General features: G+C 48.7%; 14 protein-coding genes and 1 riboswitch. Of the genes, 11 read left to right on the forward strand and 3 right to left on the reverse strand.

Annotated elements, in window-relative coordinates:
• The first annotated feature begins 91 nt into the window (after window positions 1–91).
• The 3 genes from uvrB (at window position 92) to luxU (ending at window position 4,265) form a co-directional block, all read left to right on the forward strand.
• Window positions 92–2,122: an excinuclease ABC subunit UvrB gene (uvrB, locus tag T411_RS0117230; RefSeq protein ID WP_000029983.1), complete on the forward strand. Its 2,031-nt coding sequence runs from the start codon at window positions 92–94 to the stop codon at window positions 2,120–2,122.
• Between the two features lie 388 nt (window positions 2,123–2,510).
• Window positions 2,511–3,920 (forward strand): quorum-sensing sigma-54 dependent transcriptional regulator LuxO, encoded by a 1,410-nt coding sequence (gene luxO / locus T411_RS0117240; RefSeq protein WP_001164507.1) that lies wholly within the window; start codon window positions 2,511–2,513, stop codon window positions 3,918–3,920.
• 3 nt (window positions 3,921–3,923) lie between these two features.
• Window positions 3,924–4,265, forward strand: coding sequence for a quorum-sensing phosphorelay protein LuxU (gene luxU / locus T411_RS0117245; RefSeq protein WP_001209531.1), 342 nt, complete (start codon window positions 3,924–3,926; stop codon window positions 4,263–4,265).
• On the opposite strand, the gene T411_RS0117250 is transcribed toward luxU, so the two are convergent.
• Complete coding sequence (locus T411_RS0117250) at window positions 4,254–5,144, reverse strand: YvcK family protein (protein WP_000061070.1); 891 nt, start codon at window positions 5,142–5,144, stop codon at window positions 4,254–4,256. The two genes, luxU and T411_RS0117250, sit on opposite strands and share 12 nt — an antisense overlap.
• Window positions 5,145–5,321: 177 nt before the next feature.
• Window positions 5,322–5,461, forward strand: a riboswitch (molybdenum cofactor riboswitch).
• On the opposite strand from T411_RS0117250, the gene moaA reads away from it, so the two are divergent.
• The 5 genes from moaA (at window position 5,450) to moaE (ending at window position 8,197) form a co-directional block, all read left to right on the forward strand.
• Window positions 5,450–6,439 (forward strand): GTP 3',8-cyclase MoaA, encoded by a 990-nt coding sequence (moaA, locus tag T411_RS0117255; RefSeq protein ID WP_000068572.1) that lies wholly within the window; start codon window positions 5,450–5,452, stop codon window positions 6,437–6,439. It overlaps the preceding riboswitch by 12 nt.
• A gap of 59 nt (window positions 6,440–6,498) precedes the next feature.
• A complete protein-coding gene (gene moaB / locus T411_RS0117260; protein WP_000509705.1) occupies window positions 6,499–7,011 on the forward strand; it encodes a molybdenum cofactor biosynthesis protein B in 513 nt (170 codons plus the stop codon).
• 10 nt (window positions 7,012–7,021) lie between these two features.
• The gene (gene moaC, locus T411_RS0117265; RefSeq protein WP_000080915.1) at window positions 7,022–7,501 is read left to right on the forward strand and encodes a cyclic pyranopterin monophosphate synthase MoaC; all 480 of its coding nucleotides are present in this window, start codon (window positions 7,022–7,024) and stop codon (window positions 7,499–7,501) included.
• On the forward strand, window positions 7,498–7,743 hold the full coding sequence (gene moaD / locus T411_RS0117270; RefSeq protein ID WP_000598590.1) for a molybdopterin synthase sulfur carrier subunit: 246 nt from the start codon (window positions 7,498–7,500) through the stop codon (window positions 7,741–7,743). The genes moaC and moaD overlap by 4 nt, the downstream gene beginning before the upstream one ends.
• A 1-nt stretch (window position 7,744) precedes the next feature.
• Window positions 7,745–8,197: a molybdopterin synthase catalytic subunit MoaE gene (moaE, locus tag T411_RS0117275; protein WP_000350079.1), complete on the forward strand. Its 453-nt coding sequence runs from the start codon at window positions 7,745–7,747 to the stop codon at window positions 8,195–8,197.
• 14 nt (window positions 8,198–8,211) lie between these two features.
• Here the strand turns inward: moaE and T411_RS0117280 are convergent, their stop codons facing one another.
• Window positions 8,212–9,186 carry a GGDEF domain-containing protein gene (locus T411_RS0117280; protein ID WP_000200622.1) on the reverse strand — a complete coding sequence of 325 codons (975 nt, stop codon included), beginning with the start codon at window positions 9,184–9,186 and terminating at the stop codon, window positions 8,212–8,214.
• A 228-nt stretch (window positions 9,187–9,414) separates the two neighbouring features.
• On the opposite strand from T411_RS0117280, the gene T411_RS0117285 reads away from it, so the two are divergent.
• From T411_RS0117285 to udp, 3 genes are all read left to right on the forward strand, one after another.
• Entirely contained in the window at window positions 9,415–9,831 is a 417-nt protein-coding gene (locus T411_RS0117285) for a CBS domain-containing protein (RefSeq protein ID WP_000377741.1), read from the forward strand.
• A 112-nt stretch (window positions 9,832–9,943) separates the two neighbouring features.
• Window positions 9,944–12,250 carry a zinc/cadmium/mercury/lead-transporting ATPase gene (locus T411_RS0117290; RefSeq protein WP_000337457.1) on the forward strand — a complete coding sequence of 769 codons (2,307 nt, stop codon included), beginning with the start codon at window positions 9,944–9,946 and terminating at the stop codon, window positions 12,248–12,250.
• A 460-nt stretch (window positions 12,251–12,710) separates the two neighbouring features.
• A complete protein-coding gene (gene udp, locus T411_RS0117295) occupies window positions 12,711–13,472 on the forward strand; it encodes a uridine phosphorylase (protein ID WP_000169476.1) in 762 nt (253 codons plus the stop codon).
• Window positions 13,473–13,544: 72 nt separating this feature from the next.
• Here udp and T411_RS0117300 read toward each other — a convergent pair whose 3' ends face one another.
• A complete protein-coding gene (locus T411_RS0117300) occupies window positions 13,545–14,360 on the reverse strand; it encodes a hypothetical protein (RefSeq protein ID WP_000498217.1) in 816 nt (271 codons plus the stop codon).
• Window positions 14,361–14,591 lie beyond the last annotated feature (231 nt).

Below are 14,591 nucleotides of genomic sequence, written 5' to 3' on the forward strand. Positions count from 1 at the left end.
TACGTGGCAAAAAGCGAGAGAAGAAGTGCTTGATCATCCGGTCAGCATCCCGCCACAATAGCGCTCAACACAAAAGCGTGACGAGGATGCAATGAGCAAAGCATTTGAATTGGTTTCAGACTATCAACCTGCTGGTGATCAGCCTACCGCGATTAAGCAATTGCTGGAGGGGTTGGAAGCGGGCTTGGCTCATCAAACTCTGCTTGGGGTAACGGGTTCAGGTAAAACCTTTACGTTAGCGAATGTGATTGCCACCGCGCAGCGTCCCACCATTATACTTGCGCCTAATAAGACACTGGCGGCTCAATTGTACGGCGAAATGAAAGCCTTTTTTCCCAACAATGCGGTGGAGTATTTCGTTTCTTACTACGACTACTATCAACCAGAAGCCTATGTGCCGACCACGGATACTTTTATTGAAAAAGACGCGTCCGTGAACGCTCATATTGAACAGATGCGCTTATCGGCCACTAAAGCCTTGCTTGAGCGCAAAGATGCGGTGATTGTCGCTTCAGTTTCTGCCATATACGGTCTGGGCGATCCGGACTCTTATCTAAAAATGATGCTCCATTTACGTCGTGGTGATGTGATTAATCAACGTGACATGTTGCGTCGTTTGGCGGAGCTGCAATATTCACGCAATGATATGGCATTTGAGCGCGGTCAGTTCCGGGTACGCGGAGAAGTGATTGATATTTTCCCTGCCGAATCGGATCAAGAAGCTGTTCGAGTGGAAATGTTTGATGATGAAATCGAATGCATCAGTTTATTTGATCCGCTGACCGGCGTGATTACGTCACGCGATTTAGCTCGCTTTACGATTTACCCCAAAACTCACTATGTCACCCCACGCGAGCGCATTCTTGAGGCGATAGAGCAGATTAAGAGCGAGTTGCAGGTCCGCCGCCAATATTTGCTGGATAACAATAAATTGCTGGAAGAGCAGCGGATTTCTCAGCGAACTCAGTTTGATATTGAGATGATGAACGAATTGGGATTCTGCTCAGGGATCGAAAACTACTCACGTTACCTAAGTGGTCGTGCAGAAGGCGAGCCGCCTCCAACGCTCTTTGATTACTTGCCTCACGATGGCTTGCTGATCATCGATGAATCACACGTCACCGTGCCGCAAATTGGCGCGATGTTTAAAGGCGATCGTTCACGAAAAGAAACGCTGGTGGAGTTCGGTTTTCGCCTACCTTCAGCCTTAGATAACCGCCCACTTAAGTTTGATGAATTTGAAGCATTAGCACCGCAAACCATCTTTGTGTCAGCAACACCGAGTGAATATGAGCTCACTAAATCGGGTGGTGAAGTGGCGGAGCAGGTGGTGCGTCCAACCGGTTTGTTAGACCCGATCATTGAAGTACGTCCGGTCGCCACTCAGGTGGATGATCTGCTTTCTGAAGCGCGCATTCGCGCGGCCAATGATGAGCGGATTTTGGTGACTACCTTAACCAAACGCATGGCCGAGGACTTAACCGAATATCTGCATGAGCATGGTGTGAAAGTTCGCTATTTACACTCGGACATTGATACCGTCGAACGGGTAGAAATTATTCGTGATTTACGATTAGGCGTATTTGATGTGTTGGTGGGGATCAACTTGCTACGTGAAGGTCTGGACATGCCAGAGGTCGCTTTAGTGGCGATTTTGGATGCTGATAAAGAAGGCTTTTTGCGTTCCGAGCGTTCACTTATCCAGACCATGGGTCGTGCAGCACGTAACGTGAATGGTAAAGCAATTTTGTATGCCGACTCGATCACCAAATCCATGCGTAAAGCGATCGATGAAACCGAGCGTCGCCGTGAGAAGCAGCTGGCTTATAATGAGCAGCGCGGTATCACGCCGCAGCCTTTAAAACGCAGCGTTAAAGACATCATGGAGCTGGGCGATATTGCGAAATCGCGCAAACAGAAGAACAGCAAAGTGGTGCCATTGGCGAAAGTAGCTGAAGAATCGGCGGCTTACCAAGTGTTGACTCCTCAGCAGCTTGAAAAAGAGATCAGTAAATTAGAAGCCGCAATGTATCAGCATGCGCAGAACTTAGAGTTTGAGTTAGCGGCGCAAAAACGTGATGAAATTCATCAGTTGCGTCAGCAGTTTATCGCCAATAGTTAGCCTTTCTTTCATTTTTAGAGGAAGCTGCGCGATAACACGACAGTGTTCGCCAATCATAGGTATCTTTATGTGAATTAGGGATAAATCAGGCGCCACTGAGCAAGTGTTTAGGAAGAGAAAAACACTGATTTCAAACACGCAGATAAAAAAATAGCCAATAGAATGAGTCTATTGGCTGTTATTTGTGAACATTGATTATTCACTAACAACGTCAGTTGGCTAGGTGACCCTTGCGGGTCAGTAGTAATCAAGCACATATCGTGCCAACTCAAATCGGTCTAGATGTGTGATGTTTGGCATCATTTATCAAGAAATTTTAATTCAAATTTGCAAAATGCAATTCCAAATGCAATTATTACAGCAAAATGCAAAATAATATGGCTAGGCTATGCAACATAATCAATCTTTGCAGAAAACAAAATATGTCCTCATGGTAGAAGACACGGCGTCGGTGGCGGCGCTGTATCGTTCTTACCTCACACCGCTGGATATTGATATCAATATCGTGGGTACCGGACGCGATGCCATCGAGAGTATTGGCCGTCGCGAGCCTGACTTAATCCTGCTGGATTTACGTTTGCCAGATATGACGGGGATGGACGTACTCTATGCAGTGAAAGAGAAATCACCGGATGTGCCTATCGTGTTTATGACCGCTCATGGTTCGATTGATACGGCGGTTGAAGCCATGCGTCATGGTGCGCAAGACTTTTTGATCAAGCCGTGTGAAGCGGACCGACTGCGGGTCACAGTGAATAATGCGATTCGCAAAGCCTCGAAACTCAAAAACGATGTTGATAATAAAAATCAAAACTATCAAGGCTTTATTGGTAGCAGTCAAACCATGCAGGCGGTGTACCGCACCATTGACTCTGCGGCGAGCAGCAAAGCCAGTATTTTTATTACCGGCGAAAGTGGTACAGGTAAAGAAGTGTGCGCGGAAGCGATTCATGCCGCGAGCAAGCGTGGAGATAAGCCATTTATCGCCATCAACTGTGCGGCCATTCCGAAAGATCTGATTGAAAGTGAGTTGTTTGGTCACGTCAAAGGGGCTTTTACTGGGGCGGCGACTGAGCGTCAAGGCGCGGCAGAAGCGGCTGATGGGGGAACCCTCTTTTTGGATGAATTGTGCGAAATGGATCTGGATCTGCAGACCAAACTTCTGCGCTTTATTCAGACAGGGACATTCCAAAAAGTCGGCTCTTCCAAAATGAAAAGCGTGGATGTGCGTTTTGTGTGTGCAACGAACCGCGATCCGTGGAAGGAAGTGCAAGAAGGACGCTTTCGTGAAGACCTGTACTACCGCTTGTATGTGATCCCGCTGCATTTACCGCCATTGCGCGCGCGTGGTGATGATGTGATCGAGATTGCTTATTCACTGCTTGGCTTTATGTCCAAGGAAGAGGGCAAAGATTTTGTCCGTTTGTCGGCTGAAGTGGTGGAGCGTTTTCGCCAATACGAGTGGCCGGGCAACGTGCGTCAATTGCAAAACGTTTTGCGCAACGTGGTTGTGCTCAATGAAGGTCGTGAAATCACCCTAGATATGCTGCCTCCTCCTCTTAATCAAATGTCCGCGCCGATCAATCGGGCTTTACCGCTTGCGCATGAGAATAAAGTATCCGTGCATGAGATTTTTCCGCTGTGGATGACCGAAAAACAAGCTATTGAACAAGCCATCGAAGCGTGTGATGGCAACATTCCCCGTGCCGCAACCTATCTGGATGTCAGCCCGTCAACCATCTATCGCAAGCTGCAAACTTGGAATGAAAAAGTGAAAGAAAAAGAGAAGGAACGGTAAGCGATGAGAGAATGGATCAACCAAAGCAAAATCGACTTACTGGCGAAGGAGATCGGTGAAGAAAACGTGCCGATCTTGGTCAACATTTTTCTTGGTGAACTCAATGATTACCAAAGTAAGTTAGTCAGTGATACGGTCGCGGACAAACTCGGGTATCTCAAGGAAATCAGCCATGCGCTGAAAAGCAGTGCGGCCAGTTTTGGGGCTGATCGCTTGTGCGCCAAAGCGGTGGAGTTAGATAGTCGCGCCAAATCTGGCGAGATGATGGACATCTCGCTAGAGGTTGAACATATGCTTGAGTTACTGAAGCAGACGCATCAATGCTACTCCGATTTAGTTCATTAACTGCTCTTCGATAGCTTGTCTCAGCTTCTGCCGATCATGACGCCAGTCGCGGTTGGCGGAAGCCAAATCTCGGGTAACAAAATTCCAACGCTGTTCTAACTCTGGATGAGGGTGATGGCCCAATACCACATCAATTTTGCGCCCTTGGCAGGCGCGTTCACACCATTCCAATTTTTGCTCTAAGCTCATTCGTCCTGCAGGTCCATATTCTGGCGATAGGTTCTCGACAAAAATCACTTTCGCAGTTTGATTACGAGCAATCGCCTTGCCCAATTCTGGCAGCAGAAGAGGAGGCATGACGCTGGTTAAAAAGCTTCCGGGGCCCAGAATCACGCAGTCTGCGTCTTGAATGGCGGTTACCGCTTCTTTGGTGGCCGGGACTTCAGGCGCAAGGTCAAGTCTTCGCAAATCTTGAGTCATCTCATCGACGCTGGTTTCACCGGTGACCCATTTGCCATCCATAGCGAGGGCTGCCAGATCGGATGGATGTTCAGACATCGGTAGGATATTGACATCGACTTTGAGCATGTTGCGAATAAGATTGATCGCATCCAATGGGCGCACCGAAAGGTTATCTAATGCGGTGAGCATTAGGTTGCCCAAGTTGTGGCCGTTGAGCTCCCCTGCGCCTTTAAAGCGGTATTCAAACATCATTGAACTGATCGACGGCTCGGTAATCAACTGGTTGATGCAGTTACGGGTATCTCCCCAAGCAATCCCACCTTGGCAGTGACGAATGCGTCCTGTTGAGCCGCCGTTGTCTGTGGTGGTGACTATGCCTGTGGCATTGGAACCAAACACTTTGAGCGCTGCCAGCATTCGCCCAAGACCGTGGCCGCCGCCAATCGCAACCACTTTTTTGTTTTCGTATAGAGACATAGGTTTTTCTTATTTTTTCATAACTCGCAGCAATTTAGCTAACTTGGTTCATAATGAGTACCCATTTAGGGCTAATTTCTGCAAGGTAACCATTTTTTTCTGGTTAAGGCTAGAATCACGTACAATTATTAAGTATTTTACCAGCAGCCTGAGCTAAAGAGATGGCAACATCATAGTGCTTGGCCTTAACTCCGAGCTTACCGCGCTAAGTTTAAACCTTTAAATATGCGTTGTAAGCCAGTGACCGCTTGTCACAAGGGCAGAATTGGAAATGATTTTGCCTCCCGTATTTGGAAAGGTGTTCTGTGGCGCAACAATTCGAAGACAGATTTCAGCGTAAATTTTACTATTTACGTCTATCCATAACCGACGTTTGTAATTTCAAATGTACGTATTGCTTACCTGATGGTTACAAGCCATCAGCGGGTCGCCCTGCCTCTTTTCTGACGGTGAATGAGATTCGCCGAGTGGTGAGTGCGTTTGCCCATTGTGGTACTTCCAAGGTCAGAATTACCGGCGGTGAACCTTCACTGCGCAAAGATTTTGGCGAAATCATTCATACCATAGCGCAAACTCCCGGCATTCAAAAAGTTGCGACGACCACCAATGGCTACCGTTTAGCCAAACATATTGGTGAGTGGCGCGAAGCGGGGTTGACTCAACTGAATGTCAGCGTAGATAGCTTAGATCCACGTATGTTTGCGCAAATCACCGGTGAAAACCGCTTTCAGCAAGTGATGTCCGGCATTGATCGCGCCTTTGAAGTTGGATTCGAGCAAGTCAAAGTCAACGTGGTACTGATGAAAAATCTTAACCACCTTGAACTGCCCCAATTTATGGCGTGGATTAAAACTCGCCCCATCCAACTGCGTTTTATTGAGTTGATGCAAACCGGAGAAATGGACGCGCTGTTTGCTCGCCATCATGTTTCTGGCATTTCGATCCGCGACTATCTCTTCGGTAACGGCTGGTTACTCAAAGCCAGAGCCGATAACGATGGCCCTGCACAGGTGTTTATCCATCCGGATTTCCAAGGCGAGATTGGCCTTATCATGCCTTATGAGAAAGATTTTTGTCGCAGCTGTAACCGCCTTCGGGTGTCAGCACTTGGCAAACTGCATCTGTGCTTATTTGGCGAACAAGGCATCGAGCTACGCGATCTTTTGCAAGACGATCACCAAGAAAACGCATTGATTGAACGAATTCAAACTCAGTTGCAAAACAAGGCGGAAACCCACTTCCTGCATGATGGAAATTCGGGTGTGACGCCGCATTTAGCCTCGATTGGCGGCTGAGTTTCTACCGATAATCTGACCTCACCATTGAGGTTTAACCATTTTGAAAAGGTGAACAAATGGGTCACGCAGAAAGCAAATTTCAAGCAGCAAACATCGCCGTTTTAACCGTGTCAGATACGCGCACGGAAGAAAACGATACCTCAGGCCGTTACTTGGCAGAGCAGCTTCAAGAAGCTGGCCATACACTGGCAGATAAACAGATCGTGATTGACGATATGTACAAAATCCGTGCGGTGGTTTCACAGTGGATTGCGGATGAAACCATCCAAGCGATTCTGATCACCGGTGGCACTGGGTTTACGTCACGTGACAGCACACCTGAAGCACTTAAGCCTCTGTTTGATAAAGAAGTGGAAGGTTTTGGCGAGCTGTTTCGCATGGTCTCTTTTGAAGAGATTGGCACCTCGACCATTCAATCGCGCGCGGTTGCGGGGTTTGCTAACCACACGGTGATTTTTGCTATGCCGGGTTCGACTGGCGCATGCCGCACCGGTTGGACAAAAATCATTAAACAGCAATTGGATGCTTCCCATCGCCCATGTAACTTTATGCCGCACCTAACGGTATAGGGGAGGTTTGATGAGCCAACTCACTCATATTAATGCTTCGGGTGAAGCCAATATGGTGGATGTGTCGAATAAAGCCGATACTGTCCGTGAAGCTCGTGCCGAGGCCTATGTGCGCATGGCACCCGAAACGCTGCAACTCATCCTCTCTGGCCAGCACCATAAAGGGGATGTGTTTGCCACTGCGCGTATTGCGGGCATTCAAGCCGCGAAACGTACGTGGGAGCTTATTCCGCTCTGTCACCCGTTGCTGCTTTCCAAGGTGGAAGTACAGCTTGAAGCCTTGCCAGAACAAAGCAGCGTACGCATTGAATCTCTGTGTAAACTCAGTGGTAAAACCGGGGTGGAAATGGAAGCGCTGACGGCGGCATCGGTGGCGGCACTGACCATTTACGACATGTGCAAAGCGGTTCAAAAAGACATCGTAATTGAGAACGTGCGATTGCTTGAAAAATCGGGCGGAAAATCGGGACACTTTAAGGTGGATGCATGATTAAGGTGCTGTTTTTTGCCCAAACTCGAGAGTTGGTGGAGTGCGATAGTCTGGTGGTTGACCACGCTTTTGCAACGGTAGAAGCTTTGCGCCAACATTTAGCGCAGCAGCCGGGTAAGTGGGATATGGCACTTGAACCGGGTAAGCTATTGGCGGCCGTTAATCAATCGATTGTGCCATTCGATACAGAGCTACAAGATGGCGATGAAGTGGCCTTTTTCCCACCAGTGACTGGAGGCTAGTATGGACCATCGCGTATCGGTGCAGAAGGAAGATTTCTCTGTTGCTCAAGAATATGAAGCGTTAGCGCAAGGCTCACAAGCGGGGGCTGTGGTGACTTTTGTCGGCAAAGTTCGGGATATGAACTTGGGCGATAATGTCGTGGGCTTACACCTTGAACACTATCCGGGCATGACGGAAAAATCCTTTCTGGAGATTTGCGATATGGCTCAGGAGCGTTGGCCTCTACAACGCGTTCGCGTTATTCATCGCATCGGCGATATGCTCAGCGGCGATCAAATCGTGTTGGTTGGTGTCAGCAGTGCGCACCGCAATGCTGCGTTTGCAGCGTGCGAGTTCATCATGGATTACTTGAAAACCCGCGCGCCATTTTGGAAAAAAGAGCTGACGACCGAAGCGAGTCGCTGGATTGATTCACGCGACAGTGATCATCAAGCCGCGCAGCGCTGGGAATAAGAAGAGTAATAAGGCTATTCATGCCAAGTGGTACTACTAAACATATGAATGGTGCCACGTTGCTCATGTTTGGCATGAAACAGCGCTTTATCGGCGACTAACACAAGCTTTTCCGCGGTCATTTCTTTCTCTATTTGATCACAGTGGCGAATGCCTACGGTAATCGTCACATGATCCGCCACTCGAGAACTCAGGTGCGGGATGTTCAGCTCATGAATCATCGCCATCAGTTTTTCGGCTCGTTGCTGGCACTGCTTTGCATCGACTCTGGTCATAAAAATCAAAAATTCATCCCCGCCGTAGCGAAAGCAGAGATCGAGATTCGATTTCCATTGACGCAGCGTTTGGCTGACCTTGCGCAGGACATCATCGCCTTGAATATGGCCATATCCGTCGTTGTACTCTTTGAAACAGTCAATATCGATCATCAATAATGCGCTGCTGACCCGATCGAGTCGGGCGATGTCCAGTGCTTGCGGCAGCAACGAATCCATTGCGTAACGGTTGTACACTTGGGTCAGATGATCCATATGAGTCAGGTGCTCAAGTTCCAACTGATGCTGCGCGAGTTTTTCAACCGTGTGCTTGTAGTCTGAGATGTTACGCACGGTCCACAACACCATGTCTGTGTTGGGAAGAGGGATGACTAATGCGGAGAAATACTGCTTTTGGCTTGGCCCAGGGACATTGTCAAAACAGGGCAACTGGGTTGGATCAATTTCATATTCCAACTCTTTGGCACAGCCCTGCTCGATCGCTTGTTGGATGACGTCAGTAAACCAAGCAGCCTGTGCTGCCGGTAACACATCATACTGGTTTAAACCGACCAGATAAGAGGGGTTGTGATGGCGTTCACTGTCCGTACCTCCCCATGCTTCGATATACACCCCTTTCTTATTGATGAGAAAAGTGGGTTCAGGCAGCGATTGAAAAATAAACTGCAGAATTTCAGGATTGGCAATAATCGTCGAGGAAAAAATAGAAGTCACCGACCTGATTCCTAATGAGTGATCGCTTATTACTCTATTTATAGATGATCTTACTCAGAACGGATACGGGTAGGCCGTCACATTCAATCTCAAAAGCTCATGTTCATAAAAAAGGATGAATTTTTGGAAATTGTGTGGTGCAACCACAAAATGAAACAGGATAAATGGCTCATTTTGAACAACACTTAACTCAATCAGCGTGAGATGGGTTTAATAAAGGAGAACAGGATGGACTCACTGAAAGTCAGCGATTATATGACCCTACAAGCGGTAACGTTCAGTCCAGATATGTCGCTCAGTGCGGCGCTCGAAAAAGTGGTGCGTTCAGACAACATGGGCGGCCCTGTGATTGATGCGCAGCGGCATGTGATTGGCTTTTTATCCGAACAGGATTTGTTGGATAAGCTGGTGCATGCCAGTTATCACTGCCAAGATGCCCATTTGGTGAGTGATTGTATGCACAAAGAGGTGCTCTCGGTTGCGCCAGAGACTTCCATTATTGAGCTTGCGGCGATGATGAAGGTCGGAAAACCGAAAATGTATCCTGTGGTGAGTGATGGCAAATTGGTTGGTGTGATCACGCGGCGTGATGTGCTACGAGCCTTGAGCAAAACCTTAACCAACTGTTTTCAACATCCGGTTTAATGTGACCGATGAGCATGTCCAACTTTTTATGCTTTTGTGCTTGAATCCGCTTGACCTTGAAGTTGACTCCAAGGTGTAAGCTGATCACAGCACACAAAAAGGAGATGGAAATATGTGTACTAAACACCATGCTTGTCGTTCAAAATCGTTAACTCAACCTATGCACAGCCACCAAACGAGCTGTGACGGAAGCCCCAAAATTGTCGCCATTCGTGCGGCAGGCGTAAGCGCTTCTTGTGACGGCGATAGTTGCTGTACCAGTGATGGTGGTGGCGGTGCGACGTTGGAAGAAGACCCCGAGCGACGTCACGAACCACGTTCATCACACTATCAGCAGAGTTGGTATATCGCAGGAATGGACTGTCCTTCTTGCGCACAAAAAATTGAAAAAGCCGTTAAGCAGTTGGGTGATGTCACTCAAGTGCAGGTGATGTTCGCCACTCAGAAATTGGTGGTTGGCTTTAATCAACCCTCAACCGCGCCGCTTATCGAACAAGCAGTACGCGACAGCGGTTTTAGCCTAAACCCAGCCGCCAGTTCAGCGGCAACACCATCCCAATCCAAGCCGCCCCTCTGGCAGAGTGAAAACGCACGAATTATCGGTATCGCTGCGCTGATGGCAATAGGTGCCTTAGTCAACTCCAGCGAGATGAGCCGCTGGATTTATACGCTGACTTGTCTATTGGGGCTGTTCCCCATCCTTCAACAAGCTTGGCGTCTTGCCAAATCGGGTTCTCCTTTCTCGATTGAAACCTTAATGTCGGTTGCCGCAATTGGCGCGCTTTATTTGGGGGAAACCTTAGAAGCCGCCATGGTATTACTGCTGTTTTTGATTGGTGAGCGCTTGGAGGCTTATGCCGCTTCTCGGGCACGTACGGGCGTACAAGCCTTGATGGCGCTGGTGCCAGAAACGGCGATTCGTATAGAACATGGAGAGCGTGTTACCGTTCCTGCCGCGCAGTTGCAACCGGGCGATGTCATTGAAGTGGCTCCCGGAGGTCGTTTACCAGCGGATGGGCGCTTACTTGCCGCCGCCAGTCTGGATAACAGTGCGTTAACGGGCGAATCCTTACCTGTCGAATTAACGGCAGGGGAGCGAGTTTCTGCAGGTTGTGTGATCGTGGATAAGGTGGTGCAGATTGAAATCACCTCGAAACAAGGTGAAAACGCCATCGACCGTATTTTGCATATGATTGAAGAGGCGGAATCGCGCAAAGCACCCCTGGAGCGTTTTTTAGATAAATTCAGTCGTTGGTATACCCCGCTGATGATGCTGGTCGCGCTCGCCGTGATTGTGGTCCCGCCATTAGCGTTTGGTGCCGATTGGCAGACTTGGATTTACCGTGGCCTTGCTTTGCTGCTCATCGCTTGTCCTTGTGCGCTAGTGATCTCCACACCTGCGGCGATCACTTCGGGTTTGGCGGCGGCGGCGCGTCGTGGGGCTTTAATTAAAGGTGGTGCGGCATTAGAGCAATTGGGAAAAATCGAGACCATTGCCTTTGATAAGACAGGCACCTTGACCGAAGGTAAACCGCAAGTCACAGACCTTATCCCGCTGCAAGGTTGGGATAGCGCGACCTTGTTAGCTCGGGCTGCTGCGATTGAGATGGGCTCACATCATCCCTTAGCGACCTCGCTGGTGGCAAAAGCGCAGGCGGAGCAACTGACCATCCCACAAGCGCAAGAGCGTACCGCCTTGGTTGGGCGAGGCATTAGCGGCCAGATTGATGGTGTTCAGTATCGTCTGCTTGCGCCAAATCGGGTCGAAACCAAATTGCCCGACGTGGTGAAACAGCATGTCGAAATGCTTGAAGCTGAAAGTAAAACCGTAGTCGTGATGCTGGCAAGTGACGCGGTGGTTGGTGTGATTGCTTGGCAAGACACGCTGCGCAGTGATGCACGTCAAGCGGTCGCCGCCTTACATCAACTCGGGATTAACGCCTTGATGCTGACGGGAGACAACGAACGCAGCGCGGCCGCAATGAGCCAGCAACTGAATATGGATTTTCGGGCAGGTTTATTGCCGCAAGATAAAGTCGGCTACATTCAGCAGTTGGCGCAACATCAACGTGTCGCCATGGTGGGCGATGGCATTAACGATGCCCCAGCCATGAAAGAGGCGAGTATTGGTATCGCAATGGGCGGCGGCACCGACGTCGCGCTAGAAACCGCCGATGCAGCACTGACTCACAATCGCTTGATTGAGTTGCCGGGGATGATTGAGCTGTCTCGTGCTACGTTGGCCATCATTCGCCAAAACGTGGTCTTAGCCTTGGGACTTAAAGCGGTGTTCTTAGTCACCAGTTTACTTGGCATCACCGGATTATGGATGGCGGTATTGGCCGACAGCGGTGCAACCGCACTGGTCACGCTCAATGCACTGCGTCTGCTTAAATTCCGCTCTTCGACTTCGGAATAAGGTCGTTTAACTAGGAGGTTCGCCTCCTAGTTTTTCCGTATGTGTTTCAAGTCTCAACAACTATACCAAAACTACTTGGAGTTGCAGGTAGGCGGCAAGAGAGTGACAAATTTGTCTGGAACAAATTTGCACAGCCATCGGCTGGCCTTTGGTGAGAGCCAAGGATGGCTCTCATAATCCCCATGAGCATAGATAAACACTGTGATTGGGGTGAGCGAACGTAGCCAACACCGCTGCAGCTTCAAGTAGGAAGGGGATAGAGGTATCTCTCTGTAATAGGAATCGACTTGCATTACAGATACATTTGTTTGTGATGCAAATCGATTAATTATGAAAGTTTGATGTTTATTGCTGTCTTTGGTGTGATTGTTATCACTTATTTGCGCGAAGCTATCGGGTAAAGTAACTCCGTACCCTAAATGATAAGTGCGCTGAATAGACGCAATTGAAGGAGCCCCCTATGACCAAAACCGTATTCCACCTTGGTGTGACTGAAGCAGATTTAAACGGTGCCACACTCGCTATTATTCCGGGCGACCCTGCTCGTGTGCAGAAAATCGCGGAGCTGATGGATAACCCTGTTTTCCTCGCAAGCCATCGTGAATATACCGTATACCGCGCAGAGCTGGATGGGCAGTCTGTGGTGGTGTGTTCAACCGGTATCGGTGGACCTTCAACATCGATTGCGGTTGAAGAGTTAGCACAATTAGGCGTGCGTACTTTCTTGCGCGTTGGCACGACTGGTGCGATCCAGCCTCATGTGAATGTCGGTGACATGATTGTCACAACCGGTTCTGTGCGTTTGGATGGTGCAAGTCTGCACTTTGCGCCGATGGAATTCCCAGCGGTACCGGATTTTGATGTGGCGACCGCAATGAAAGCGGCAGCACAAGAAAGCGGTGCAACAGTCCATATGGGTGTGACAGCGTCCTCCGATACCTTCTACCCAGGCCAAGAGCGTTACGACACTTTCACTGGTCGCGTAGTGCGTCGTTTCCAAGGCTCGATGAAAGAGTGGCAAGACATGGGCGTGCTCAACTTTGAAATGGAATCGGCAACTCTGCTGACCATGTGCGCGAGCTCTGGTTTGAAAGCGGGCTGCGTGGCGGGTGTGATCATCAACCGTACTCAAAAAGAGATCCCAGATCACGCGACGTTGAAAGAAACCGAAGCGCGTTCTATCAAAGTTGTGGTGGAAGCTGCACGTAAGATGCTGAAATAAGAGGCATATCTTCTTCACTGAATTAAAAAGCGCCACTTGATGTGGCGCTTTCTATTTCCTTTACCTACCCGTTTACGCCACAACAAGCTGTGGTAACGGGTGATAGAGGCTTTCCACCAAATCATTGAGCATATGGTCGTATACCTGCGCAATGGTGGCCGAAAGTTCAGTGCTTAACTGATAGAGTTTATGGCTCTCTGGCATTAAGTCACTGCTGTCGGTGATTTCGTTCAATTGGCGCATCGCGGATGAGCAGACTGGTGATCCCAGCGTTAAAGGGCTGATCAGCGCTAACTGATTGAGCTTACGTTGCATCAGCTCACAATAGTGGCGAATACGTAAGTTATTGTTTTCATTTCGAGAGTCATCAATGCACAAGCGCAATTGGGTGAGTGTTTCCATCGCATCAAAAATTTGTTGCCAGTTCATGTGGTACTCATCACTCAATTCTTCTCGTCCTGATTCCGCAAGCCAAGCGAGCACCACATCATCCATCAAGTACATGCAGTGGCGGATCAATTTGCCATGCAGGCGTTGATTTTTTCCCACATTGGCTTGCTCCCATTCGTTTAACACCGTTTTCAACGAGTTTTGCAAAATTCGATAGGAGGGTTTGTTGTCAAAGTGGGCGATCTGGATCAGTTGCTCCGACTTTTCTAACAAACGCTTTTGTAGCTTGGAAAGATCGTGCTCAGTTTGCGAATGCGTCTCTTGTTGGCTGAGTGTTTGATGAGTGAGACTACGGTGCTGGCGGCACAGCGCCAACACTTCGCGCAAACAGATCAGCAGTTCAAATTTACGCTGTTGTGTTGAATGTTTCCGCTGAGAGAGCGTATAGATCAAGCCAAGAATTGCTAAAGACAGAACCAGAGAAATTGTCACAAACATAGCCACCTCCGTGTTGGTGTTGGACCATCCCATTCCTATGTGGAAGGGTACAGAGTGGTATTGCAGTTTGAATGCCAAAAAATTAATGATTAAAAATCAATAAGTTATTGTTTTTGGTTGATTGGGTATGCACATTTATGGGGCATAATGCGCAAAAAATGTGAGCTAGACCGTGTAATGGCCAAGAGAGTCATGCTGGATAAGAAGAGAAAATGTTTGGCTTGAGAAAGC

The sequence above is a fragment of the Vibrio cholerae ATCC 14035 genome (assembly GCF_000621645.1).
Lineage (GTDB): Bacteria > Pseudomonadota > Gammaproteobacteria > Enterobacterales > Vibrionaceae > Vibrio > Vibrio cholerae.